Source organism: Paenibacillus sp. strain BS8-2 (genome assembly GCF_054483835.1).
The window spans coordinates 4,542,026-4,568,346 of the sequence record NZ_CM137010.1; the positions used below are offsets into that span (position 1 = coordinate 4,542,026).

Below are 26,321 nucleotides of genomic sequence, written 5' to 3' on the forward strand. Positions count from 1 at the left end.
GATAGTTAGTTTAGAGGTCCTGTCAGGGGATTACATTTTTTATTTGAAATTCAGTAAAGTAACTGTTATTAAAATTGATTCACCTAAAGATGTTATGCTTCCAGGATCGAGTGGTCTAGGTGACTGGGGTTATGATGAACTGACTGAAATAGATTCGAATACCTTAAGATATGAAGTGTTATTTAGTTCAGGATCTATATTATTAATTGAATTTTCAGGATTCAGTTATGCAAGAAAACGATTCATTAAGTGAAATTTAGTTTGTATATTCGGGATGGGGGAACATCACCTAACACCATATTCACGCATCGGGGCATTCGCCCCTCGGTCCCAGAAGCGTCTTCAGAGAAGTGGTTGCTGTGGACACACCCGGCATTCGCCGCGCGTCGTGAATATACGAAACGTTATAGGAAATTCTCCCCCTCAAGAGCATAAAACAAATAGTATTGTGGAAATAGCAATATCAAAGTTTTATCAAAGATTTAAGTAAAGACAAAGAGCATTATATAAACGCAAAAGACATAACTGATTGAAGACCATTACAGGATTGAAATGACATGATAATCGAATAACCTATACAAACACGAAATGCCATAAAGCGATCAGAGACCATAAAAGAGCAAAAGGACATAAAAGAATATACAGATATATTTGATCGAAGAGACATACAAGATTGAAAAGATATAAAAGATGAAAAGTCCATTAAAGAATTTGTATTTGAAAGTAACTCAAGAAGTTGAGGGGGAGAACATCCTATAACACCATATTCACGCATCGGGGCTTTCGCCCCTCGGTCCCAGAAGCGGTCTCGAAGAAGTGGTTGCTGTGGACACACCTGGCATTCGCCAGGCGTCGTGAATATACGAAACGTTATGAGAAATTGGGGCAAATCACATAAAACCACTATAAGGAGATAACTTGATGCCTAAATTATCCAAAGAAATGGTTGAAGAATTTAAGTCATTTATCCAATACGTAGAAGGACTAAAATCAATTAAAGAAGAGAATTGGAATCAGCCCATTTCAGATGGTAAGTGGACTTTAAAGGATATTATTAGTCATATCATGCTTTGGGATAAGTACTTTTATGAAGAAGCCATTCAAAAAGTGAAGCTTGAAGAATCAGTAACAGTAAGGCATTTAAACTTTGATGAATTTAATGCAAATGCAATTGAATTTGCAAAGACACAGACAATTGACGACATAATTGAAAAGTGTATTGAATATAGAAGCAAGATTATTGAAGACATTTCAGAGCTAACTGAAGAAGAATATTTGAAGGAATATAAAGATGGTGACAAAAAGAAGTTTTCAATCAGAGGATACTTGAGGGGCTTTATCCCCCACGACAAACATCATAAAAAACAGATAGAAAAGTTTATAAAGGAACTAAAGACTCTGTAAGTAACTCATGGATGGCCCCAACATCTCATAACACCATATTCACGCATCGGGCATATGCCCTCGGTCCCAGAAGCGGCTTCAAGGAAGTGGTTGCTGTGGACACACCCGGCATTCGCCGGGCGTCGTGAATATACGAAACGTTATCCGAAACTGCAAGAACTTAAAGAATAAAATTAGTGTTACTTCAAGTGATTAATACCGGTTGCGTATATTCATCCCACGTACTTCAAGAGAATTATCGAAGCGTAATCGGATCCGAAGTGAGCCTGGCAGTTCAAGAGAATTATCGAAGCGTATTCGGATCCGAAGTAAGCCCGGCAGTTCAAGAGAATTATCGAAGCATATTCGGATCCGAAGCGAGCCCGGCAGTTCAAGAAAATTATCGAAGCATATTCGGATCCGAAGCGAGCCCGGCAATTCAAGAGAATTATCGAAGCGTAATCGGATCCGAAGCGAGTCCGGCAGTTCAAGAGAATTATCGAAGTTTATTCGGATCCGAAGCAAGTCCGGCAGTTCAAGAAAATTATCGAAGCATATTCGGATCCGAAGTAGGCCCGGCAGTTCAAGGGAAATTAAGATCTAAGTGAATTTTTGAATGTATTTCAGGAAGCAAGCAGCATCGGATAACACCATATTCACGCATCGGGCTACGCCCTCGGTCCCAGAAGCGGCTTCGAAGAAGTGGTTGCTGTGGACACACCCGGCATTCGCCGGGCGTCGTGAATATACGAAACGTTATCTGACATTGCCTGTTCAAGAAGTATTAAACCCACCAGGAATGAAGATCAAATCTAAACAATGTTAAACCACTTTTTAGATTTGATCTCAGAGCATTCCTGAACGAAATCGGCAAGACATTTCCAATCGGATCGCTTTATATATGAAACAAGGGGAAATAAGGATTGAACCGAATAAAAGACGTAAAGGGCCATTGAAATCGGATATTAGTTGGAAGCATGGGATATGCGCTCCCTTGGTACTCATCCGAATTCCGCCCCTATACGTCACCCCGGAAAAGCATCGGTTCAACCCTTAACCCCTTGTTAAAAACATATATAAAGGCGATGAAAGAATTGGAAAGTCTTAAGACCGATTTCTTGGGTCGATTCGAGGAAGAGGCAACGTCAGATAACACCGCATTCACGCTGCGTCGCTATCGCTCCTTGGTCCGGGCCGAAGCATTAGATGTGGTTTCGAAGAAGTATATTCAGTAGCAGGGAAGCTATTTCAGCCGGACAACCTTGCACTGCCTAACCGCGTCGCGGCCGGGGACCTTGGAGGCTAAGATATGAGCTATCTAAGCCTCCAAGATCCCCTTAAGGCAGTGAAGGATCGTGAATACAAGAACGTTATCTGACATTGCCTGTTCAAGAAGTATTCAACCCATCAGGAATGAAGATCAAATCTAAACAATCGTAACCAATTTATGATTTGATCTAAGAACATTCCTGAACGAAATCGGTAAGACATTTCGAAATCGATCGCTTTATACTTGAAACAAGGGGAAATACGGATTGAACCGAATAAAACACGTAAAGGGCCATTGAAATCGGATATTAGTTGGAAGCATCGGCTATGCGCTCCCTTGGTCCTCATCCGATTTCTGCCCCTATACGTCACCCTGGAAAAGCATCGGTTCAACCCTTAACCCCTTGTTAAAAACATATATAAATGCGATGAAAGAATTGGAAAGTCTTAAAACCGATTTCTTGGGTCGATTCGAGGAAGAGGCAACATCAGATAACACCGCATTCACGCTGCGTCGCTATCGCTCCTTGGTCCGGGCCGAAGCATTCGATGTGTTTTCGAAGAAGTATATTCAGTAGCAGGGAAGCTATTTCAGCCGGACAACCTTGCACTGCCTAACCGCGTCGCGGCCGTTCCCTTCAGTCACTTTAGGCAGTGCAGGTTCGTGAATTCAAGAACGTTATCCGAAACTGCTAGATATTAAAGATATGAAGTATGTTTTTCTCAAGTGAATGGAGACTGTTGTTTCAGGAAAGTCCGACAATTCGAGAGAAATATCGATGCGTATTTGGATCCGAAGCAAGCCCGGCAGTTAAACAGAAATATCGAAGCATATTCGAATCCGAAGTGAGCCCGGCAGTTCAAGAGAAATATCGAAGCATATTCGGATCCGAAGTGAGCCCGACAGTTCAAGAGAAATATCGAAGCATATTCGAATCTGAAGTGAGCCCGGCAATTCAAGAGAATCTCGAAGCGTATTCGGATCCGAAGCAAGCTCGGCAGTTCAAGAGAAATATCGAAGCATATTCGAATCTGAAGTGAGCCCGGCAGTTCAAGAGAATGTCGAAGCGTATTCGGATTCGAAGCAAGCCCGGCAGTTCAAGGGAAATTTAAGAGCTGAAGAACTATTTTTGAATGTAATTTCAGGAGGCCAGCAGCATCGGATAACACCATATTCACGCATCGGGCTACGCCCTCGGTCCCAGAAGTGGCTTCGAAGAAGTGGTTGCTGTGGACACAACCGGCATTCGCCGGTCGTCGTGAATATACGAAACGTTATGTGAAAGACCTGTAATGCTCAAATTAGGAGATGTCGATGATGCTTAATATTACAATAGACAAATCTGACTTATTGTTTGGACTTTCAGTTATTGGTGTAGTACTAACATTTATAAATGTAAATCGACAAAGGAAAGCGTCGTTACAGAATGATGAAGAAAAATTCAAGCGGGAGCACAACTTACAAACTTATAATGAGTTTGTTGAGATCTTGTATCAGCTCTTGATTGTTATTAGGGGAATTAAGTCTCTAGGTAATCGTTATGAAGTAGTAGTAAGTAGTAAACCGAAAGATTTAATAACATCCCTCAATGAAATTACTTGGGAGATAACAGATCATAAGGAATGGATAACTTCAACCGAGAAGATTCGCGCATATTTCATTAAGAGAGAATATGTTCTCAAACTATTTGAGGACAAAATTGAACAGATAGCAATTCTAAATAATCAAATAGATAAGAACTTTTGGTTGTTTAAATTGCATGTATGGGAACATGATGAAAGAGTTGAGGACATCAAAAATACTTTACAAACATTGGAAACTTTATCAGAGAAACTGATCTCTGAAATAACAATCTTAATAAGAATGCTTCAGAAGGAGTTTCTAGGACATATGTACAAACATTCACTAGTAACTCGATGATGACAGGTCCTTCACATAACACCATGTTCACGCATCGGGCTGCGCCCTCGGTCCGGCGAGAAGTAAGTAGCGGAATCGGAGGGGAATTTCAGTGTTCGGGGAAGCTGAATCAGCCGGACACATCCGCACCACCTAACCGCATCGCGGCCGCCCTTCGGGCTTAAGGTGGTGGGACGTCGTGAACACAATAACGTTATGCGAAACCGTCTAAGGCTATAAACATTCAATAAAAGCTGGTGAAACAATGGAGCCGAGTAGAATATTGTCTATCACGACTGATGGGTTTACCTACCAAAATCATACAGGTGAAAATATGTTTGTAGATTTTGAATCCTGTAGACATAATTTCACAAAATGGCTTCAAATCGAAAACAATTTAACTGAGGAAGAAAGAAGTAAAGTAGAAGTGCAAACAAGATGTGTGGCAATAAGGGATGCATTTGAAGATCCAAAATATATAGAGTTTTTATCAGAACCAAGAATCAGAATAGAATTCAAAAAGAAATTGTTTAAAGGCGAATATAAAGAATTTAGAGAATTTGTATTAAAGATAAATGAAGTAGGTTGGAAGATATTTGATATGGGGTAGAGTCGAAGAAGAGACGGCATCGCATAACACCATATTCACGCATCGGGCTACGCCCTCGGTCCCAGAAGCGGCTTCAAGGAAGTGGTTGCTGTGGACACACCCGACTTCGTCGGGCGTCGTGAATATACGAAACGTTATGCGCAATTCCGAGATTAAAGAAGTTAGAAGTTTTGGAAGTCTATTCATTGATGATTCTGCCGTATTGTTATTTGAGACTTTTGGAAGTAGCTCGGAGAAGCGGAACTGCGCATAACACCGTTTTCACGCATCGTCGCTATCGCTCCTTGGTCCGGCCGAAGAAAAATCGGAGTAGATGAATCAGCCGGACACACCTGCAAGGCTAAGTGGCGGAGCCACCCGGCAAATCCAATCGCTTCGCTTGATTGGAAGGCAGCTTAAGCCTTTCGGCGTCGTGAACACATGGAACGTTATCTGCAAGATCTGCCCCAAGAGATTTGTATGTAAATCATCCGCAACGTCCTGTTGCTCGAAGTAAACCGAGAAGAAAAGTCCATGTAGAAGTCGAACCAGATAAAGACATAAAATATTTAAAACATCATAAAGACGTAAAACACGTAAAACAATCAAAGAAATCAAAGAAATCAAAGACATCAAAGACATCAAAGACATCAAAGACATCAAAGACATCAAAGACATCAAAGACATCAAAGACATGAGAGACATCAGAGACATCAGAGACATCAGAGACATCAGAGATTTCAAAGACATCAAAGACATTCAACTCAATTAGTTTGAGTGAGCCTGCTCGAAGAAGCTGAGATTGAAAAGATCATAAAAGATGATAAGAGATATAGGGAATATAAGGGCTGTGGGTCGACGTCCTGTCTTTATTCGGAGAAGTGGGGCAGATCCAGCAGATAACACCGTTTTCACGCATCGTCGCTAACGCTCCTCGGTCCGGCCGAAGAAAAATCGGGGAAGAAGAATCAGCCGGACACACCTTCAAGGCTAAGTGGCGGAGCCACCCGGCAATTCCAATCGCTGCGCTTGATTGAAAGGCAACTTAAGCCTTTCGGCGTCGTGAACACATAGAACGTTATAGGAAACCGCCAAAACCATAGAAATGCAGGTGAGATCTATGAAGATAGAATTAATCGCATTGTCTGAAAATGACGACATTGAAATGTATGAAATGATAAAGGAAATTGGACTGGGTGAGAATGGATTCACCACTAATTTTCAAGATAACAATTTTGAAGAGTTTAAGGCCAGCTTGCCTAGACTTGTAGAAATCTCAAAAGGCATAAATTTATCAGAGGGATATGTGCCTCAAACGATATTTTGGATGATTGTTAATGATCGACCGGTTGCTTACGGTAAACTGAGACATCGATTAAATGATAGATTACAAGAATATGGGGGCCACATTGGTTATATAGTGAGACCAAGTGAAAGAGGTAAGGGATATGGAAAGATATTTCTATCTGAACTTATTAAAGTCTCAAGAGAAATCGGGATAGTTGAATTATTAATAACTTGTGATGAAACAAATATAAGATCAAGAAAAGTAGTGGAAAGTAATAATGGAAAACTTGAAAGGATTAATAAAGGGATCTGTAAATACTGGATAAATACAATTTGAAAGTAATTCGAGGAAGAGGCGGCATCCTATAACACCATATTCACGCATCGGGGCTACGCCCCTCGGTCCCAGAAGTCGCTTCAGAGAAGTGGTTGCTGTGGACACATCCGACTTCGTCGGACGTCGTGAATATACGAAACGTTATACGAAATGCCTGAAAGGATAATAAATTAATGAATAATCAATTCTATTTAAGGGATCTGTCCGAATTAGAAACTTTGTCATTCCATGCAGCACTTGAGACTGAATGGGGAGTAACTAATAATTATTGGTATCCATTAAGACCAATTAATAGAACAGATGTTATCTCATTTAATGCGGAAGAATTTGAAAGAAAGTTTGGTTTTAATACATTGAGAGAAGTTATAAATGAAATGGAGATATTTGAAATTAAAGAGTGGAGAGACTTAGGGAAACAAATTAATATGGATTTTTTTAAAACTCAATATGATGGTGAGGGAGAAGGCTATTGGTTTCCTAAGGACTTGAAATGGATTATATATTGCTCACATGAGAACTCGATCTCAATCGGTGGGGAAGAAATTGTTAAATCAATAAAAAGTAAATGGAAAGAATGGGAAGATTATATTTGGTAGTAACTCGAAGAAGTAAGGCACTTCGTATAACACCATATTCACGCATCGGGCATACGCCCTCGGTCCCAGAAGCGGCTTCAAGGAAGTGGTTGCTGTGGACACACCCGGCATTCGCCGGGCGTCGTGAATATACGAAACGTTAGACGAAATTAACGAGTTCAAGATCGATTGAAAAGATCGAACAATTGTTCTTCACCTAGATGGTAGATGATGGTACAATAGGAAAGACAATTGAATCTTGGGTGGGCATGGTTTCCCTTCGAAAGGAGGTGAGGCCATGGAGGTTAACGGTGTTTGTCAAGATAGTTGTCGCTATTTCTCAAAAAACAGTATGCTGTCAAGATAGCGATTTTTGCGCAGCCTGAATAAGCGTCGCTTTTTCAGGATTGAGCCAGACTTCATCTTCCAAGCTCCAGTCACGCACTTCGCCAGACCAACGACTCGGCTTCTTGGCTTTTGCGGCTTCGTATACTTCTTTGCGTTTTTTAAACACATCGTCTGCCAGTCCTTTATGTCGCTGGCTCGGGGTGATGAAATTCAGTCCGCTATGACGATGCTCATCGTTGTACCAGCTAGCAAACTGTCTGACCCAGACACGGGTCTCTGTTAGGTCACTGAAGCCCTTCGTAGGATAATCAGGGCGGTACTTGCAGGTGCGGAAAATCGATTCTGCATAAGGGTTGTCGTTACTAACGCGCGGTCGGCTACGGGAAGGCGTGATACCTAAACTGTATAGCGTCTCGAGTAACGTGGCTCCCTTCATTGGGCTTCCGTTATCCGAGTGAAGCACGAGTGGCTGTTGTCGGATTACGCATTGCTCACGAATGACCGTGCGACGAATCAGTTGACTGGCATGCTCCGCAGACTCTTCTTCCCAAATCTCCCATCCTACAATTTTACGGCTGTATAAATCTAGTATGAGATAAAGGTAGAAGAACAACCCCTTCACAGGTCCTGGCAACCACGTAATATCCCACATCCATACCTCATTCGGTCCAGATGCAGCATGGCTTGTAATCGGTTTAGGAGATCGCTTCTTGCTGCGCCCGCGATGGTGTTGTTGGTTATGCTTGTGCATGATTCGATAAAAGCTAGATTCAGAGGCGATGTATGTCCCTTCGTCGGCCAGCGCAGGCACAATTTGGCTTGGCGGCAGGCTCCTGTACTGGGGTTGCTGAAGAACGTCCAGTACCTGATGTTCTTCCGCTTCGCTTAACTTGTTCGAGGGAATTGGTCGTTTGGCTTGAGGACGTCCGTCTACGGTTCCGCCTTCCTTGCGCCAGCGTTGCAACGTCCGCTGAGTCAGTCCGAGCTCTAGACAAGCAGCTGCTTCTCTTGCACCAGCACCGACGGCTTCCCCAATCAGTGTAAGAGCTTGCTCGCGATCTGAGGCACGGATCATTCGTCCTCGTTGTCCCCCCAAATCGCTTGGGCCTTTTTTCGCAACACCAATAAGGCGGCTGTCTCGGCGAGTGCTGCCTCTTTGCGCTTCAGCTCACGGCTTAACGCTTTGTTCTCTTGTTCTTTCGCACGTAGTTCCTTCTGCAACTGGTTGGAGTGAGCAGTAACTCCTCCGTTAGCTTGCATACACGCATCGCGCCATGCTTCTACTTGTTCTACGAATAACCCTTTGGCACGACAGTATTCGGCCATCTCAATCTCACTTAATGCTGCTGTTTCCACCACGATGGTGAACTTATCCATCGTGCTCCATCGCTCTGTAGATGCACCTGCTGGCATAATTGTTCCCTGGGCTTTCGCCGCGTTCCTCCACTTGTACAACGTGGTTTCAGATATACCCGTCTCTCTGACTAACTTACTAACAGATTCATTATTGGGTGGCAACATCCGTTGTAAGATACTCTGCTTTAATTCCTGACTTTTCTGGTTCACTCTCATCCACCTCGTTCTCGTTATTCCCACTATACTTTGAGATAGGGGTTACGACAACTATTCTGACAGAGGGGGTTAAGGATGCTTTAACGATCATGTTTCTATTCGGATCGTTTATCCTTGCACTATTAACATACATTAACTCAAACAACAAGAAAAAGTAAAAACCCACCCCAAGGTTGCGAGCCGAAGGTGGGTTTTTGATCCTATTTACTCAGAAGGGATAACCCATCCAAGCCAATTGTTGAGCCGAGTGTTTGCCGCACTCGGCTTCTTTATAGGTATGATAACACAATTGGAAAAAGAAGTGAACCAGGAAAAGCTATTAAAGAATATTGAAAAGAATATTAAAGGCGATAAAAAACTGAAATAGAAAATTAAATTAGAGACGTATTAAGGGCGTATCAAAGGCGTATTAAAAAACATATTGAAAGACAATCAAATCGAATCGTTTGTGAGCAGCGCAAAGAAGCGTTAACTTCGTCTAACACCATATTCACGCATCGGGCGTACGCCCTCGGTCCCAGAAGCGGTCTCGAAGAAGTGGTTGCTGTGGACACACCTGGCATTCGCCAGGCGTCGTGAATATACGAAACGTTATATGAAAGAACACAAGAGCGGGAATGTGAGGGGTATTACATGGATGAAGTAGTAAAAAAACTATTGGCATCTCTCAACTGGCACCGCCCTCAATCTGAACAAGATTTTGCAGTGCAAGAGCTTATTCATTACAAAGATGAAATAATAAACATTTTCATAAGTGAAACTCAAAAAGAACAATGGCACAATGCAATAAGGATTATTGAACGACTTGATAATTTAGATCAATTAAAAGCAGTTCCACAAATGCTGTTATTACTGATGGATATGAATTGGCCGGGAGCTCAGCCTGCAGTAGAGATTATGAAGAAATTAGACCTTGAAAGTATACGACCTTATGTAGAAGAAGTTTTAATTAGAGCAGAAAATGAGAAAGATACAATTTGGATTGCTTGGATTAAATACTTAATTGAACAGATGAATGCAGAAAATGACTTTGATAAGTATTTACATATTTTGAATAAGGCGGAATGGTGATTGTAGTTCAAGAAGTGTGTTCCTTCATATAACACCATATTCACGCGTCGGGCTCCGCCCTCGGTCCCAGAAGCGGCTTCAGAGAAGTGGTTGCTGTGGACACACCCGACTTTGTCGGGCGTCGTGAATATACGAAACGTTATAGGAAATCAGCGCAGAGCATAAAGAATTGGAGTGATTAATATCAAATTCGTATTAATATTTGGACCCCAAGCTGTTGGGAAAATGACAGTTGGTAATGAACTGACAAAGATAACTGATTTAAAATTATTCCATAATCATATGTCGATCGAATTATTTCATCCCTTCTTTGGATTTGGTAGTGAAACGTGGAGATTAGCAAATTTAATGAGGAAAGAGTTTTTTGAATCTTTTGCTAATAGCAATAATTATGGACTGATTTTCACATATGTATGGGGTTTTGATCTTCAGGGAGATTGGGATTTTGTGAATCAAACTTGTGATATTTTCGAATCGCAAGGAGCTGAAATAATTCTAGTTGAGTTAGAGGCAGATCTTGATGAAAGGCTAATAAGAAACTCAACTCCGTATAGACTTGATCAAAAGCCAACAAAAAGAAATATTGAACAATCAGAAAAGGACTTGAAAAAGACTATGGAAAAACACAGATTAAACTCAAACCATGGAGAGATATTAAGAGAAAATTATATCAAGATCAATAATAGCAATTTAAGTGCAGACTTAGTTGCGAAAACAATAAAAGATAAATTTAATTTATAAAGTGATCTGTGAAAGTATCTCAGGAAGGCGCTGACATCCTATAACACCGTATTCACGCTGCGTCGCTATCGCTCCTTGGTCCGGGCCGAAGCAGAAGAAGCGGTTTCGAAGAAGTAGATTCAGTAGCAGGGAAGTATAATCAGCCGGACAACCCTGCACTGCCTAACCGCGTCGCGGCCACTCCCGTTGGTCGTTTAAGGCAGTGAGGGTTCGTGAATACACAAACGTTAGCTGAAACCCCTAAAGGCAATATAGATAATGTAAATCAATTAAAAGATTGATTACTTATACTAAAGGCAAGCTGCAGCGAAAGAAGCAGTCCATATCTTCAATCAGCCTAGTACGAGTTAATGCTGGTCTGATGCCCAGCAGCAAATATTGTGTATTTAAGGACGCAAGATGAAATGAAAAGGCAAATTGAATTTATGTATAAGATTAAGAATTTAAAAACGAATGGATCACAAGTGAATAAAAGAGTTTGAAAGAAATTGAAAGATGTAAGGGACATCAAAGGAATTTGAAAGAAATTGAAGAGCAATTTGAAACAAATTAAAAGATGTAAAAGACATTAAGAGACATTGAAAAGAATTGAAAAGCGATAACAATTTGTAGAGTAGTCGAAGAAGCAAGGGGCATCAGCTAACACCATATTCACGCATCGGGCTACGCCCTCGGTCCCAGAAGCGACTTCGAAGAAGTAGTTGCTGTGGACACACTCGACTTCGTCGAGCGTCGTGAATACACAAACGTTAGATGAAATCCCGGAAGGGCGTATAAATCAAAACCAAATTTATTCCAGGAGTTGTTTTGATGACGAATGTACAAATCCAACAATGGAAAGATAAAATGAGCTATTTAGAAAGCATCATTTTTGTAGAACAGAAATTTAAAGAATCTATTAGTTTGTTGAAGGAACTACATGCAAACGTTCATTCATCTCAAATTACAATGGATAATACTGAAGAAACTTTGGATGATTACTTATGGAATAACATGAATGAAGAATGTTTTAGAACTTTATTAAGCCAAGAAAGAGTCACAATGTAAATGCTAATCTAAACGTGTACAGAAATGCTTGAATAAAAATGTACATTCTTGACAAGGTGAACCATACTGGTCTCAAGGGAGAGATGAGTATGTACACCACGTTGAATGTTCAATCCAGCATCGAGATTCGTAGTTTGCTAGACTTACCTAAACTAAAATCATTGATGGAGAATCTCAATATGAAAATGAATATAAGCCAGTTAGCAAGAGAACTAGAGGTGGATCGTCGAACCATTCAGAAATATCTAGATGGGTTTACAAGGAGAAGATCACGAGATAAAGGGTCGAAGATTGATGAATATTATGAAGTCATTGCTGCATTGTTATCCACAGACAGCAAGCAAGTTTTCTACTACAAACGTGTGCTATGGCAGTACTTAACAGACAACCATGGGTTACTATGCTCTGCATCTGCTTTTCGTGCCTACATCGCTCGTAAACCTGAGTTTGATGCGTACTTCACGAATGGACAGCGTACACCGTCACCACAAGGTACCGTGCGTTTTGAGACAGATCCAGGCAAGCAGGCTCAGTTAGACTGGAAAGAAAGTATCCCCTATGAAACGAAGGACGGAGAGAAAGTCGAAGTCAATGTTGCGGTATTACTGCTCTCGTACTCACGCTTTCGGATGTATCACATGAGCATAACGAAGTCTCAGAGTGTATTGCTCTCCTTCTTGACAGAAGCTTTTGAGGCCATAGGTGGAGTTCCTCATGAGATCTTAACCGACAACATGAAGACGGTCATGGACGAAGCGAGAACCGAGCACAGGGCTGGCAAAGTGAATACGAAATTCGCTGGGTTTGCAGCAGACTTTGGGTTTCAGGTTAAGCCTTGTATTGCAGGACGTCCTCGTACCAAAGGAAAGGTGGAAGCCCCAATGAAGATCTTAGATGAAATTCATGCTTACCAAGGGAAGTTTAGCTTACCCGAGCTCCAAGCCTACATCCAAAAGCTGTGCGATCGTGTCAACCAATCGTTCCATCAAGGAACGGGGAAAGTGCCCATACTGGCTCTGGAAAAGGAAAAGAACTCCTTACACCCGTTACCAGCGGAGCGTGTAAGAAGTTCCTATCGCATACATCATAAGCTTGTTAAGATCAATGCGTCGAACATGATCTCCTACCAATCCAGACAATACTCAGTACCAGCTGGGTATCAAGGAAAAACGGTAGGCCTACAAGTCTATGACAATCATCTGTATGCGTATTATAACACGAAACTTCTCGTACGACATCCCATTGGTAACGCCGTGTTAAATTACACAGAGGAGCATTACAGGGAAAGCTTAAACTTGTCTATGCCACGTTATCCCGATATTAATGACTTAGCTAAGAAGAATCTACGCACGATTGGAGGTGCATACGAATGAGTGTAACTATGGTGCTACAAGATGTCAAGACAGTTATTTTAATATAGTTAAGGTGTGAAATGATTCACAAGTTTTTATTAAGGCTTCGGTATAGGAGGTCCTATCCCTTATCTGAGATGGAATAACAGTTAATCATTCCCTGCATGATGTTGTCCACAGGTGGAGGACAAAGCTCAAGCGAAGGCGCGGGAGGAAAGGTTCTTCCTCCGTTACTCAGATGTGAATTTAAGCACGACTTCACGGTTATACACAACAGCTGGCGTGTGCTTCTGCAAGGACTGGTGCGGCAGATAGTGGTTATGAAGATGAATATAACTACGGATGCCGTTTCGAGCCTCACGTGGACTGTTGTAGTCATTCAGATAGATCTCATTGTACTTCAGACTGCGCCAAAACCGTTCGATGGCAATATTATCGGTTGCGCGACCTTTGCCATCCATACTAATGCGAACGTAGTTCTCTTTCAGCAAATCAATGTATTGTGGACTTGTGAAATGGCTCCCTTGATCACTGTTCACAATGCCCGGCTTGCGCCTTGCCAGTGCCCGTTTCATCGTCTCGAGTACAAAACCAATTTCTAGGCTCTGATCAAGCTGCCAGTCTACGATATAACGGGAATACCAGTCTATAATGGCGTATAAGTACATCCATCCCTGCTTCAGCCGAACATAGGTGATGTCCACACTCCAGACCTGATCCGGCTCTGTAATCGCCAATTTACGTAACAGATAGGGATAGATTCGATGTTGAAGATCACGTTTGCTCAGGTTCGGACCTGGGTAGATCGCCATGATTCCCATTTCGCGCATATAGCGCCTTACCGTATTTTCGTGAATCGCGTCGTTCTCCCGATTCATAATCGAAGCGATCGTTCGATAGCCCATGAACGGGTGCTTTGTGTAAAGCTCATCAATTCGGTGCTTGAGGCGAATTTCCTCCGGAGATGGAGGCACCGGCTTGTAATACAGGCTGGAGCGGTTCAGGCTTAAGAGATCCGCTTGTACGAAGATAGAGTGCTCTGGGCAGTCCCATTCCAATAAATCTACACGCTCATCACGGGATAGATTAGAGGCCAGATTTTTTTTTGAGCCACGACAATTGGGTCGTTAATCTGCCAACCTCGCCGTAGAGTTCTTCGATTTGCTGCTCGTATTCCTGTTTCATTTTCGTGATGCCTTTACGATCATCGACAAACAATTGAGAAAGGTTTTGAACGGCTTCCGATTTCCACCGGTTGAGGACATTCGTATGAATTCCCTCCTCCGTTGCGATCTGTGACAACGTCTTTTCTTCCTTTAGAATTTCCAGTACAATACGTGCCTTCTCTTCTGGGCTGAACTTTCTTCTGCTGGTCGTCATACAACTAAGAAACTCCTTTTTTGCTGTCTAGATTATATGTAGCATTATAAACCTCCTACCAGCAAGCTGTTCGAAACCTAGAGTACCTGGGCCTCAAACAGATGGTGAGCCATTTGAATGAAGTGGTCGACTTCAGCATCCATAACAAGCTTTCGTTCATGGACACGTTTGTGAAGCTCACTAACTATGAGATTGATGTGCGTGAGCATAATATGATTCATGCCATGGTGAAGGTTGGAGCGTTCCCTCATCATAAGGAGCTGGCAGACTTTTCGTTCGACTTTCAACCTTCTGTGAATCGAGAACAAATGCTAGACTTTGCTAGCTTACGCTTCATAGAAGGCAATGAGAACATTGTATTCTTAGGCCCAAGTGGTGTAGGAAAAACACATTTAGCCACATCGATTGGCATCGCTGCAGCAAAGAAAAGAACAAGCACGTACTTCATCAAGTGTCACGATCTCATACAAAACCTCAAGCGTGCCATGCTTGAGAACCGACTTGAAGCAAGGTTAAAACACTACACGAAGTACAAGTTGCTGATCATTGACGAGATTGGTTATCTGCCCATTGAGCCAGAGGATGCAAAGCTATTCTTCCAGCTCATTGATATGCGTTATGAGAAGCGTAGCACCATCTTCACGACTAATGTTAACTTTCGAGCATGGGATGAAGTATTTCGAGAGCCCAAGCTCGCTAATGCCATCCTAGATCGTATCTTGCACCATGCAACTGTCGTCACTATTATAGGCGAATCGTACCGATTGAAGGATCATTTCGTCCAAGAGGACAAGTGATTTTGTACATCCTTAAACAAGCAAAAGTGTACATGTTTATGTTGACATTTACAGTCACAATTGCATGGAGCATCTTTCACATGTCACGAATTGAAGATATGACCATGAATGTTTTGATTGGGCAACGGAATCAGATATTTCTGGAAGGCAAATGGAAAGAACGATTAAATTGCTCCATCATTCATACAGGGAATGCGCTTACTTCAAGTGAAATGGAAGATTTAAGTGCTAATCTAAATATGATAGAAATTAGAAACTATCGGAACACAGTTGGAGAGAGTACGAAATCAATAATGAATGAACTGCAATTTTCTGATCTAAGCAGATCGATTCGGAAATCGGATTTGCAGAGAATTGCTAATCAAGGCGGAGTGAAGGAAGAGATCAAGAATATATTAGACTTTTGGGGAAGTAACGCTGTTGCAGGATTATTATATATGCCTGCCAATTTCCATAACTTGCATCATTTAAGTGAATCGATTCGATTAAAAGAGAAATATCACAAAGAAAAGAAAGATTGAGTAGGATAGAGCTTCGAAGTCCGGGACATCATCTAACACCGTATTCACGCTGCGTCGCTATCGCTCCTTGGTCCGGCAGAAGTAGAAGAAGTGGTTTCGAAGAAGATAATTCGGTAGCAGGGAAGATAATTCAGCCGGACAACCTTGCACTGCCTAACCGCGTCGCGGCCACTCCCTACGGTCGTTTAAGGCAGTGAAGGTTCGTGAATACAAAAACGTTATCTGCAATACCTGAACCCCATCAAGATTAAAGAAACAAACAGATCTCTAATTACTTTTGACATGGATGCTGATCATTGTTTGTTGTGAGAACGGCTGCTTGTTTACAAACAAAGTTATTGAAAGAAAAATATGAAACGAAATAAAGATTGCGCAAAGATAGCTTTTTATAAAGCATCTTGTAGGCTTTAAATATGAAATATGAGATATGAAAGAAATGAAAATTGATTAACGAATGATGAACGATGAAAAATGAATAAGGAAAGACGAAAGACGAACGATGAAATATGAACAACGAAAGATGAAAGATGAAAGATGACTTTAAGAGACTTTGAAGGTAATTCAGGAGGCCAGGTACAGCAGATAACACCGTATTCACGCTGCGTCGCTATCGCTCCTTGGTCCGGCCGAAGTTGAAAGTAGAGGTTTCGAAGAAGTTTATTCAGTAGCAGGGAAGCATAGTCAGCCGGAACCCTGCACTGCCTAACCGCGTCGCGGCCGTTCCCTCTGGTCACTTAAGGCAGTGAGGGTTCGTGAATACAAGAACGTTATATGAAATCCTCTTAAAACCCAAAATAATAAAAAAAATTTAATGAAATCAATATGATTGGGGATGAATTAATGATTGGTAAATCGATTAAAACCTTGTTGATTATTACCTTTATATTGATTGTAACTGCATGTACAGAAGACAATAAATCTGACCCCATTGAAACTGCAATGAAACTAATGAAAACTATTTACTCAGATGACTATGAAGAGTTTCAATCGTTGTATCTTGATCATCGTAATACAGAAGCAACGAAAGAATTATTTTCCAAACTTAAAGAAATTAATGATTCTAAAGCTAACTTCGAATCATATTCGTTAATAAAATTAGGAAACGGGGAAATGATCTTAGTAAATCATACACCTGGTAAAGATTTCGAGGTGCAGGATGTGATAATTTTAACAGATGAATTTAAAAAAATATTTGAAGACGAAATAACAAAGAATTGAAGAATTAAAGTACTATTTTGTAAGTAAATCTACGAAGAAGAGGACTTCATATAACACCATATTCACGCATCGGGCATTCGCCCTCGGTCCCAGAAGCGGCTTCAGGAAGTTGTTGCTGTGGACACACCCGACTTCGTCGGGCATCGTGAATATACGAAACGTTAGCTGAAACCCCTAAAGGCAATATAGATAATGTAAATCAATTAAAAGATTGATTACTTATACTAAAGGCAAGCTGCAGCGAAAGAAGCAGTCCATATCTTCAATCAGCCTAGTACGAGTTAATGCTGGTCTGATGCCCAGCAGCAAATATTGTGTATTTAAGGACGCAAGATGAAATGAAAAGGCAAATTGAATTTATGTATAAGATTAAGAATTTAAAAACGAATGGATCACAAGTGAATAAAAGAGTTTGAAAGAAATTGAAAGATGTAAGGGACATCAAAGGAATTTGAAAGAAATTGAAGAGCAATTTGAAACAAATTAAAAGATGTAAAAGACATTAAGAGACATTGAAAAGAATTGAAAAGCGATAACAATTTGTAGAGTAGTCGAAGAAGCAAGGGGCATCAGCTAACACCATATTCACGCATCGGGCTACGCCCTCGGTCCCAGAAGCGACTTCGAAGAAGTAGTTGCTGTGGACACACTCGACTTCGTCGAGCGTCGTGAATACACAAACGTTAGCCGAAACCCCTGAGAGCATCGAATATATTTAAAATTCAAGAGCTCAGTTGCTTTACTATTAGTGATACGTGGCATCATTCGGAGTAAGGGGATGTGAGAGGAGCGATGGTTATTTTTTACTTTGTAGGATTCTATTTAATGCCGATAATTGCATTCTTATTTATTGTTGCTTTACTGAGGGCAATTAAAAATATTATGAAGGACAGACCATACACCAAAGAGTTGTTCTGAAGTGGAGTATTGTTTGCCGCCATAACATGGACAATTACGGTCGTTACAATTCTTTCTAATGAATCGTGAATTTTAATGAATAATCTAAAAGTGCTATTAAAAGATCAAGATTAAAAAGATTGAATTGAATATCAAAAGAATATTTAAATGAATAGTGTGAGTATCACAAAGAGGTCAGGGGCATCGGCTAACACCATATTCACGCTTCGGGCATTCGCCCTCGGTCCCAGAAGCGGCTTCAGGAAGTGGATGCTGTGGACACACCCGGCATTCGCCGGGCGTCGTGAATATACGAAACGTTATAGGAAATCAGCGCAGAGCATAAAGAATTGGAGTGATTAATATCAAATTCGTATTAATATTTGGACCCCAAGCTGTTGGGAAAATGACAGTTGGTAATGAACTGACAAAGATAACTGATTTAAAATTATTCCATAATCATATGTCGATCGAATTATTTCATCCCTTCTTTGGATTTGGTAGTGAAACGTGGAGATTAGCAAATTTAATGAGGAAAGAGTTTTTTGAATCTTTTGCTAATAGCAATAATTATGGACTGATTTTCACATATGTATGGGGTTTTGATCTTCAGGGAGATTGGGATTTTGTGAATCAAACTTGTGATTTTTTCGAATCGCAAGGAGCTGAAATAATTCTAGTTGAGTTAGAAGCAGATCTTGATGAAAGGCTAATAAGAAACTCAACTCCGTATAGACTTGATCAAAAGCCAACAAAAAGAAATATTGAACAATCAGAAAAAGACTTGAAAAAGACTATGGAAAAACACAGATTAAACTCAAACCATGGAGAGATATTAAGAGAAAATTATATCAAGATCAATAATAGCAATTTAAGTGCAGACTTAGTTGCGAAAACAATAAAAGATAAATTTAATTTATAAAGTGATCTGTGAAAGTATCTCAGGAAGGCGCTGACATCCTATAACACCGTATTCACGCTGCGTCGCTATCGCTCCTTGGTCCGGGCCGAAGCAGAAGAAGCGGTTTCGAAGAAGTAGATTCAGTAGCAGGGAAGTATAATCAGCCGGACAACCCTGCACTGCCTAACCGCGTCGCGGCCACTCCCGTTGGTCGTTTAAGGCAGTGAGGGTTCGTGAATACACAAACGTTATGCGCAATTCCGAGATTAAAGAAGTTAGAAGTTTTGGAAGTCTATTCATTGATGATTCTGCCGTATTGTTATTTGAGACTTTTGGAAGTAGCTCGGAGAAGCGGAACTGCGCATAACACCGTTTTCACGCATCGTCGCTATCGCTCCTTGGTCCGGCCGAAGAAAAATCGGAGTAGATGAATCAGCCGGACACACCTGCAAGGCTAAGTGGCGGAGCCACCCGGCAAATCCAATCGCTTCGCTTGATTGGAAGGCAGCTTAAGCCTTTCGGCGTCGTGAACACATGGAACGTTATCTGCAAGATCTGCCCCAAGTGATTTGTAAGTATATCATCCGCAACGTCCTGTTGCTCGAAGTAAACCATAGTAGCAAGATCCATAAAGATGTTGAACCGCAAAAAGACATAAAACATATTAAACATTTTAAACCCATAAATGACGTAAAACACAAAGAAAGAAAAAACATAATTGACATATTAGACTTAAGAAACTAAAAGATATATAAGGCTTCAAAGACATCAGAGATATCAAAGACATCAAAGACATCAGAGATATCAAAGACATCAAAGACATCAAAGACATCAAAGACATCAGAGATATCAAAGACATCAAAGACATCAAAGACATCAGAGATATCAAAGACATCAAAGACATCAAAGACATCAAAGACATCAAAGACATCAAAGTCATTCAACACGATTAGTTTGAGTAAGTCTGTTCGAAGAAGCCGAGATTGAAAAGATCATAAAAGATGATAAGAGATATAGGGAATATAAGAGCTGAGGGTCGACGTCCTGTCTTTATTCGGAGAAGTGGGGCAGATCCAGCAGATAACACCGTTTTCACGCATCGTCGCTAACGCTCCTCGGTCCGGCCGAAGAAAAATCGGGGAAGAAGAATCAGCCGGACACACCTTCAAGGCTAAGTGGCGGAGCCACCCGGCAATTCCAATCGCTGCGCTTGATTGAAAGGCAACTTAAGCCTTTCGGCGTCGTGAACACATAGAACGTTAGCTGAAACCATTGCAAAGCTAATAAGAAGGTGGTTCGAAGAAGTGAAGACGATTGTATATTTTGTTCGACATGCGGAATCGCCATATATCGCTGATATGGAACGAACAAGAGGATTATCAGAGAATGGAGTACTGGATTCTCTTCGGGTTAAAAACATATTAAGTGATACTGAGATCGACATCGTAATATCCAGTCCATATGAAAGAGCAATTCAAACAATAAAACCTCTGGCAACGGATTTAAAGAAAGAAATAATTTTGTTTGAAGGGCTCAAAGAAAGAACGCTAGGTGAGATTGGAGAAGTGTCATTCAAAGAAGCCAAACAAAAATTATACTCAAACTTTCAATATAAATATAATCATGGTGAAAGTAGTGAAGAAGCACAATTAAGAGCAATTAAAGAATTGAAGACTATTTTAACAGAATATGAAGGCAAGAATATTGTAATCGGATCCCACGGGGATATCATGACGCTGATGATGAATTATTTTGATAATCAATTTGGTAATGAGTTTTGGGAATCGACCACAATGCCGGATATATATAAACTTCAATTTAATGATTATAGCTTAAAGGATGTACAAAGATTATGGAATTGATTTTTGGTAGCAGCTCAAAGAAGGCAATGGCATCAGCTAACACCATATTCACGCATCGGGCATACGCCCTCGGTCCCAGAAGCTGCTTCGGAGAAGTATTTGCTGTGGACACATCCGACTTCGTCGGACGTCGTGAATATACGAAACGTTAGATGAAATCCCGGAAGGGCGTATAAATCAAAACCAAATTTATTCCAGGAGTTGTTTTGATGACGAATGTACAAATCCAACAATGGAAAGATAAAATGAGCTATTTAGAAAGCATCATTTTTGTAGAACAGAAATTTAAAGAATCTATTAGTTTGTTGAAGGAACTACATGCAAACGTTCATTCATCTCAAATTACAATGGATAATACTGAAGAAACTTTGGATGATTACTTATGGAATAACATGAATGAAGAATGTTTTAGAACTTTATTAAGCCAAGAAAGAGTCACAATTGCATGGAGCATCTTTCACATGTCACGAATTGAAGATATGACCATGAATGTTTTGATTGGGCAACGGAATCAGATATTTCTGGAAGGCAAATGGAAAGAACGATTAAATTGCTCCATCATTCATACAGGGAATGCGCTTACTTCAAGTGAAATGGAAGATTTAAGTGCTAATCTAAATATGATAGAAATTAGAAACTATCGGAACACAGTTGGAGAGAGTACGAAATCAATAATGAATGAACTGCAATTTTCTGATCTAAGCAGATCGATTCGGAAATCGGATTTGCAGAGAATTGCTAATCAAGGCGGAGTGAAGGAAGAGATCAAGAATATATTAGACTTTTGGGGAAGTAACGCTGTTGCAGGATTATTATATATGCCTGCCAATTTCCATAACTTGCATCATTTAAGTGAATCGATTCGATTAAAAGAGAAATATCACAAAGAAAAGAAAGATTGAGTAGGATAGAGCTTCGAAGTCCGGGACATCATCTAACACCGTATTCACGCTGCGTCGCTATCGCTCCTTGGTCCGGCAGAAGTAGAAGAAGTGGTTTCGAAGAAGATAATTCGGTAGCAGGGAAGATAATTCAGCCGGACAACCTTGCACTGCCTAACCGCGTCGCGGCCACTCCCTACGGTCGTTTAAGGCAGTGAAGGTTCGTGAATACAAAAACGTTATATGCAATCGGGGCAGTTCAAGAGCAATTTTGAATTTCAATTCATAGTTTGTTGGAGAACTGAAAAGTTGTAGTTGTCGTGTTACAACGTAACGTTGGAATCCTAGAAACCAAAAGATTCAAAGATATCAAAAGGATCATAACAATTAAATGACGTAATTGAATTAAGGAATCGAAGAAACTCAGAGATTGTAAGGGATATAAAGAATTAAAGTAATCAGAGTAATTAAAAAATTGAAGGAAATGAAATGATTGAACAGATGGAAAGAATTAAAAATATGAAGGGAATGTAGGGATTAATTGAATCGAAAGAAATCAAAGATGTAGGATATCAAAGGACAAAAAAATATTGGAAGAACAAAGGTATTTGAAAGTAATTCAAGAAGGCCCCGACAGCATATAACACCATATTCACGCATCGGGCTACGCCCTCGGTCCCAGAAGTGGCTTCGAAGAAGAGGTTGCTGTGGACACACTCGACTTCGTCGAGCGTCGTGAATACACAAACGTTATATGCAATCGGGGCAGATCAAGAGTAATTTTGAATTTCAATTCATAGTTTGTTGGAGAACTGAAAAGTTGTAGTTGTCGTGTTACAACGTAACGTTGGAAGCCTAGAAACCAAAAGATTCAAAGATATCAAAAGGATCATAATAATTAAATGACGTAATTGAATTAAGGAATCGAAGAAACTCAGAGATTTTAAGGGATATAAAGAATTAAAGTAATCAGAGTAATTAAAAAATTGAAGGAAATGAAATGATTGAACAGATGGAAAGAATTAAAAATATGAAGGGAATGTAGGGATTAATTGAATCGAAAGAAATCAAAGATGTAGGATATCAAAGGACAAAAAATATTGGAAGAACAAAGGTATTTGAAAGTAATTCAAGAAGGCCCCGACAGCATATAACACCATATTCACGCATCGGGCTACGCCCTCGGTCCCAGAAGTGGCTTCGAAGAAGAGGTTGCTGTGGACACACTCGACTTCGTCGAGCGTCGTGAATACACAAACGTTAGGTGAAATCCCTGAAACACTATTAATAAATTGAAATTTTCAAAAAAGGTTTTAGATTATGAATTTGTTACCGAGGAGGTTTCATAGTGAAAAAACCTACAGTATTATATAAAGCCAGGCAAGCGATTACCATATTTGCGGTTTGCATATGTGTAATGGCTATCGTTGTGGTTTCTGCTTGTAAAATGCCAGCTTCAATTGAGACGCCAACCATGGGGAAGGAAGAAATAATTCAAGAATATATTTCATATCTATCGGAGATTGGAGATCCTACAAAAACAAAAAGAGACAATGCGATCAACATCGAGCTGCCTGGCATGGGAACAGAATCATCTGCATTACCTAGCCAGGTTGATAGCACCACGGTCCGTGAAGATCAATATGTTTCTGTTGCCGTTCAACAACATAATCTTGTAATTACCCAATTCGGCCCTGACGCATGGGATAATGTTATTTATACACTGGAAGAAATTGATCCAGTTGATGGAATTCTTGGGTATCGAATTATTAGCACTGGCGAGTTCATAAGTGAATCTGAATATAATCGCCTTCTTCGTAAATATTGGGAGAATATCGCCAAACAGGAGGGCATTACCTATTATGATATCTTTTTAGCTGATGGTGAGTCGGTGGAGGGGATGGAGAACAAGCGTGTCGACGTTATAGCGAAATATTCCGATGGTATTCCGGTTGAACACACAACGATATCTGATGCTCAGACCTATAGTGTTCAGCTGTCCTTTAATGGAGATCGTTTATCCAATCAGAAATATGAGAATTTCCACTTTATTATTGATAATCGAAATGGTAATTGGAGTGTTTTTCAGGGATTGACTTGGACAGAGCCGTATCCCGAATTTCCTGAAGGTGATTAATTCAGCCATAATCTTTCACTTCAACTGTAACAGACGAGTTGTGATGGAACCGAAAAGAATGGAGATTATTCAAAGTCCATTAGATGATCTATATCAAGATCACAACAGAAATTAGATAAAATTAATAAAGATCAAAACTTATGAAGGTAATTCGAGGAAGCCAGAGACTTCACCTAACACCGTATTCACGCTGCGTCGCCTCCGGCTCCTTGGTCCGGACCGAAGCAGGAAGAAGAGGTTTCGAAGAAGAACAATCAGTAGCAGGGAAGTTAATTCAGCCGGACAACCTTGCACTGCCTAACCGCGTTGCGGCCGTTTCCTTCGGTCACTTAAGGCAGTGAAGGTTCGTGAATACAAGAACGTTATCCGAAACTGCAAGAACTTAAAGAATAAAATTAGTGTTACTTCAAGTGATTAATACCGGTTGCGTATATTCATCCCACGTACTTCAAGAGAATTATCGAAGCGTAATCGGATCCGAAGTGAGCCTGGCAGTTCAAGAGAATTATCGAAGCGTATTCGGATCCGAAGTAAGCCCGGCAGTTCAAGAGAATTATCGAAGCATATTCGGATCCGAAGCGAGCCCGGCAGTTCAAGAAAATTATCGAAGCATATTCGGATCCGAAGCGAGCCCGGCAATTCAAGAGAATTATCGAAGCGTATTCGGATCCGAAGCGAGTCCGGCAGTTCAAGAGAATTATCGAAGTTTATTCGGATCCGAAGCAAGTCCGGCAGTTCAAGAAAATTATCGAAGCATATTCGGATCCGAAGTAGGCCCGGCAGTTCAAGGGAAATTAAGATCTAAGTGAATTTTTGAATGTATTTCAGGAAGCAAGCAGCATCGGATAACACCATATTCACGCATCGGGCTACGCCCTCGGTCCCAGAAGCGGCTTCGAAGAAGTGGTTGCTGTGGACACACCCGGCATTCGCCGGGCGTCGTGAATATACGAAACGTTATCCGAAACTGCTAGAACTTAAAGAATATATGATTGATATCGGTTGGAATTATCACAGCCCAAGCAATATATGAGAATTATCGAAGTGTATTCGGATCCGAAGCGAGCTCGGCAGTTCAAGAGAAATATCGAAGTGTATTCGGATCCGAAGCGAGCCCGGCAGTTCAAGAGAATTATCGAAGCGTATTCGGATCCGAAGCGAGCTCGGCAGTTCAAGAGAAATATCGAAGTGTATTCGGATCCGAAGCGAGCCCGGCAGTTCAAGAGAATTATTGAAGCGTATTCGGATCCGAAGCAAGCCCGGCAGTTCAAGAGAATTGTCGAAGCATATTCGGAACCGAAGCAAGCTCGGCAGTTTAAGAGAATTATCGAAGCATATTCGGAACCGAAGCAAGCCTGCCAATTTAAGAGAATTAACGAAGAGTATTCGGATCCGAAGTATGCCCGGCAGTTCAAGGGAAATTAAGATCTAAGTGAATTTTTGAATGTATTTCAGGAACCAAGCAGCATCGGATAACACCATATTCACGCATCGGGCTACGCCCTCGGTCCCCGAAGCGGCTTCGAAGAAGTGGTTGCTGTGGACACACCCGGCATTCGCCGGGCGTCGTGAATATACGAAACGTTATACGACAGACCGAAGCAGTATTAAGAGCCAATAGTTTTAATTACTTTGAGGTGATGGAATCATGACTCTTCGTTTACAAAGTGCTGGAATCTCCGATCTTAGAATATTAGCTGAAATGAACAAGCAGCTTATAGAAGATGAGAAAAGTTCAAACCCAATGGGAATTAAAGAACTAGAAGAACGAATGACTGGATTCCTCATGAGCTCTTGGGAAATTGATCTAGTCATGAGTGAAACAAAGATAATTGGCTATGCATTGTACCAATTTCATGATGAAGAATATAAAGGAGAAAGCAAACGAGTTTATTTGAGACAATATTTTATAAGACAAGAATTTCGAAATAGGGGATATGGAATTGCTGGAATTGAATTATTAAAGACAGTACGATTTAGAGATGTAAAGAGAATAGAAATTGATGTATTAGAATCTAATCCAAACGGGCAAAGATTTTGGAGGAGAGCTGGATTTAAAACATATTATACAAACATGAGAATAGAGAATTTAAGAAAATAGAATTGAAGATTTGAATGAAGAAGAGACTTGAGCATTGTAAGTAATTCAAGAGGTCCGTCGTATAACACCATATTCACGCATCGGGCTGTCGCCCTCGGTCCCAGAAGCGGCTTCGAAGAAGTAGTTGCTGTGGACACACCCGACTTCGTCGGGCG

20 protein-coding genes and 1 pseudogene are annotated in these 26,321 nt (G+C 40.8%); 19 read left to right on the forward strand and 2 right to left on the reverse strand.

Annotation, left to right across the window (positions count from 1 at the left end; genetic code table 11):
* Nucleotides 1-921 precede the first annotated feature (921 nt).
* From ACX1C1_RS19620 to ACX1C1_RS19640, 5 genes are all read left to right on the forward strand, one after another.
* Complete coding sequence (locus ACX1C1_RS19620; RefSeq protein WP_458953856.1) at nt 922-1,404, forward strand: DinB family protein; 483 nt, start codon at nt 922-924, stop codon at nt 1,402-1,404.
* A 2,563-nt stretch (nt 1,405-3,967) separates the two neighbouring features.
* Nucleotides 3,968-4,573: a hypothetical protein gene (locus tag ACX1C1_RS19625; protein WP_458953857.1), complete on the forward strand. Its 606-nt coding sequence runs from the start codon at nt 3,968-3,970 to the stop codon at nt 4,571-4,573.
* A gap of 262 nt (nt 4,574-4,835) precedes the next feature.
* Complete coding sequence (locus ACX1C1_RS19630; protein ID WP_458953858.1) at nt 4,836-5,162, forward strand: hypothetical protein; 327 nt, start codon at nt 4,836-4,838, stop codon at nt 5,160-5,162.
* A 1,099-nt stretch (nt 5,163-6,261) separates the two neighbouring features.
* Nucleotides 6,262-6,765: a GNAT family N-acetyltransferase gene (locus ACX1C1_RS19635; protein ID WP_458953859.1), complete on the forward strand. Its 504-nt coding sequence runs from the start codon at nt 6,262-6,264 to the stop codon at nt 6,763-6,765.
* Nucleotides 6,766-6,938: 173 nt separating this feature from the next.
* Nucleotides 6,939-7,361: a hypothetical protein gene (locus ACX1C1_RS19640; RefSeq protein ID WP_458953860.1), complete on the forward strand. Its 423-nt coding sequence runs from the start codon at nt 6,939-6,941 to the stop codon at nt 7,359-7,361.
* A 337-nt stretch (nt 7,362-7,698) separates the two neighbouring features.
* Here ACX1C1_RS19640 and ACX1C1_RS19645 read toward each other — a convergent pair.
* A pseudogene (locus ACX1C1_RS19645) lies at nt 7,699-9,254 on the reverse strand (IS3 family transposase).
* A 95-nt stretch (nt 9,255-9,349) separates the two neighbouring features.
* Between ACX1C1_RS19645 and ACX1C1_RS19650 the strand changes: the two are divergent.
* From ACX1C1_RS19650 to istA, 5 genes are all read left to right on the forward strand, one after another.
* Nucleotides 9,350-9,418, forward strand: a complete 69-nt coding sequence (locus ACX1C1_RS19650; protein WP_237087120.1) for a putative holin-like toxin — start codon at nt 9,350-9,352, stop codon at nt 9,416-9,418.
* A 475-nt stretch (nt 9,419-9,893) separates the two neighbouring features.
* The gene (locus tag ACX1C1_RS19655) at nt 9,894-10,331 is read left to right on the forward strand and encodes a DUF5071 domain-containing protein (RefSeq protein WP_458953861.1); all 438 of its coding nucleotides are present in this window, start codon (nt 9,894-9,896) and stop codon (nt 10,329-10,331) included.
* Nucleotides 10,332-10,514: 183 nt separating this feature from the next.
* On the forward strand, nt 10,515-11,072 hold the full coding sequence (locus tag ACX1C1_RS19660) for a DEAD/DEAH box helicase family protein (RefSeq protein ID WP_458957735.1): 558 nt from the start codon (nt 10,515-10,517) through the stop codon (nt 11,070-11,072).
* Nucleotides 11,073-11,882: 810 nt separating this feature from the next.
* The gene (locus ACX1C1_RS19665; protein ID WP_458953862.1) at nt 11,883-12,119 is read left to right on the forward strand and encodes a hypothetical protein; all 237 of its coding nucleotides are present in this window, start codon (nt 11,883-11,885) and stop codon (nt 12,117-12,119) included.
* An 89-nt stretch (nt 12,120-12,208) separates the two neighbouring features.
* The gene (gene istA / locus ACX1C1_RS19670; protein WP_458953863.1) at nt 12,209-13,492 is read left to right on the forward strand and encodes an IS21 family transposase; all 1,284 of its coding nucleotides are present in this window, start codon (nt 12,209-12,211) and stop codon (nt 13,490-13,492) included.
* 209 nt (nt 13,493-13,701) lie between these two features.
* On the opposite strand, the gene ACX1C1_RS19675 is transcribed toward istA, so the two are convergent.
* Nucleotides 13,702-14,851, reverse strand: a protein-coding gene (locus ACX1C1_RS19675) for an IS3 family transposase (protein ID WP_458953848.1) whose coding sequence is annotated in 2 segments (ribosomal slippage) — nt 13,702-14,578 and nt 14,577-14,851 — 1,152 coding nt in all. Because the reading frame shifts where the segments join, the coding sequence is not laid out codon by codon here.
* An 86-nt stretch (nt 14,852-14,937) separates the two neighbouring features.
* Between ACX1C1_RS19675 and istB the strand changes: the two genes are divergently transcribed.
* The 9 genes from istB (at nt 14,938) to ACX1C1_RS19720 (ending at nt 26,166) form a co-directional block, all read left to right on the forward strand.
* Nucleotides 14,938-15,648 (forward strand): IS21-like element helper ATPase IstB, encoded by a 711-nt coding sequence (gene istB / locus ACX1C1_RS19680; protein ID WP_458957736.1) that lies wholly within the window; start codon nt 14,938-14,940, stop codon nt 15,646-15,648.
* 80 nt (nt 15,649-15,728) lie between these two features.
* Nucleotides 15,729-16,169: a hypothetical protein gene (locus ACX1C1_RS19685; RefSeq protein WP_458953864.1), complete on the forward strand. Its 441-nt coding sequence runs from the start codon at nt 15,729-15,731 to the stop codon at nt 16,167-16,169.
* Nucleotides 16,170-17,009: 840 nt separating this feature from the next.
* On the forward strand, nt 17,010-17,387 hold the full coding sequence (locus ACX1C1_RS19690; RefSeq protein WP_458953865.1) for a hypothetical protein: 378 nt from the start codon (nt 17,010-17,012) through the stop codon (nt 17,385-17,387).
* A gap of 1,261 nt (nt 17,388-18,648) precedes the next feature.
* Nucleotides 18,649-19,206, forward strand: a complete 558-nt coding sequence (locus ACX1C1_RS19695) for a DEAD/DEAH box helicase family protein (protein ID WP_458957737.1) — start codon at nt 18,649-18,651, stop codon at nt 19,204-19,206.
* A gap of 1,283 nt (nt 19,207-20,489) precedes the next feature.
* Nucleotides 20,490-21,047, forward strand: a complete 558-nt coding sequence (locus ACX1C1_RS19700) for a histidine phosphatase family protein (protein WP_458953866.1) — start codon at nt 20,490-20,492, stop codon at nt 21,045-21,047.
* Between the two features lie 209 nt (nt 21,048-21,256).
* Nucleotides 21,257-21,949 (forward strand): hypothetical protein, encoded by a 693-nt coding sequence (locus ACX1C1_RS19705; RefSeq protein WP_458953867.1) that lies wholly within the window; start codon nt 21,257-21,259, stop codon nt 21,947-21,949.
* Nucleotides 21,950-23,276: 1,327 nt separating this feature from the next.
* A complete protein-coding gene (locus ACX1C1_RS19710; RefSeq protein WP_458953868.1) occupies nt 23,277-24,065 on the forward strand; it encodes a hypothetical protein in 789 nt (262 codons plus the stop codon).
* A gap of 1,002 nt (nt 24,066-25,067) precedes the next feature.
* Entirely contained in the window at nt 25,068-25,490 is a 423-nt protein-coding gene (locus ACX1C1_RS19715) for a hypothetical protein (RefSeq protein ID WP_458953869.1), read from the forward strand.
* 223 nt (nt 25,491-25,713) lie between these two features.
* Nucleotides 25,714-26,166: a GNAT family N-acetyltransferase gene (locus ACX1C1_RS19720; protein ID WP_458953870.1), complete on the forward strand. Its 453-nt coding sequence runs from the start codon at nt 25,714-25,716 to the stop codon at nt 26,164-26,166.
* Nucleotides 26,167-26,321 lie beyond the last annotated feature (155 nt).

What these genes read in the sequence shown, in the direction of transcription:
- ACX1C1_RS19620 (WP_458953856.1), top strand. Translation starts at nt 922, where the DNA reads ATGCCTAAATTATCCAAAGAAATGGTTGAAGAATTTAAGTCATTTATC.
- ACX1C1_RS19625 (WP_458953857.1), top strand. Translation starts at nt 3,968, where the DNA reads ATGATGCTTAATATTACAATAGACAAATCTGACTTATTGTTTGGACTT.
- ACX1C1_RS19635 (WP_458953859.1), top strand. Translation starts at nt 6,262, where the DNA reads ATGAAGATAGAATTAATCGCATTGTCTGAAAATGACGACATTGAAATG.
- ACX1C1_RS19640 (WP_458953860.1), top strand. Translation starts at nt 6,939, where the DNA reads ATGAATAATCAATTCTATTTAAGGGATCTGTCCGAATTAGAAACTTTG.
- ACX1C1_RS19655 (WP_458953861.1), top strand. Translation starts at nt 9,894, where the DNA reads ATGGATGAAGTAGTAAAAAAACTATTGGCATCTCTCAACTGGCACCGC.
- ACX1C1_RS19665 (WP_458953862.1), top strand. Translation starts at nt 11,883, where the DNA reads ATGACGAATGTACAAATCCAACAATGGAAAGATAAAATGAGCTATTTA.
- istA (WP_458953863.1), top strand. Translation starts at nt 12,209, where the DNA reads ATGTACACCACGTTGAATGTTCAATCCAGCATCGAGATTCGTAGTTTG.
- ACX1C1_RS19685 (WP_458953864.1), top strand. Translation starts at nt 15,729, where the DNA reads ATGTCACGAATTGAAGATATGACCATGAATGTTTTGATTGGGCAACGG.
- ACX1C1_RS19690 (WP_458953865.1), top strand. Translation starts at nt 17,010, where the DNA reads ATGATTGGTAAATCGATTAAAACCTTGTTGATTATTACCTTTATATTG.
- ACX1C1_RS19705 (WP_458953867.1), top strand. Translation starts at nt 21,257, where the DNA reads ATGACGAATGTACAAATCCAACAATGGAAAGATAAAATGAGCTATTTA.
- ACX1C1_RS19720 (WP_458953870.1), top strand. Translation starts at nt 25,714, where the DNA reads ATGACTCTTCGTTTACAAAGTGCTGGAATCTCCGATCTTAGAATATTA.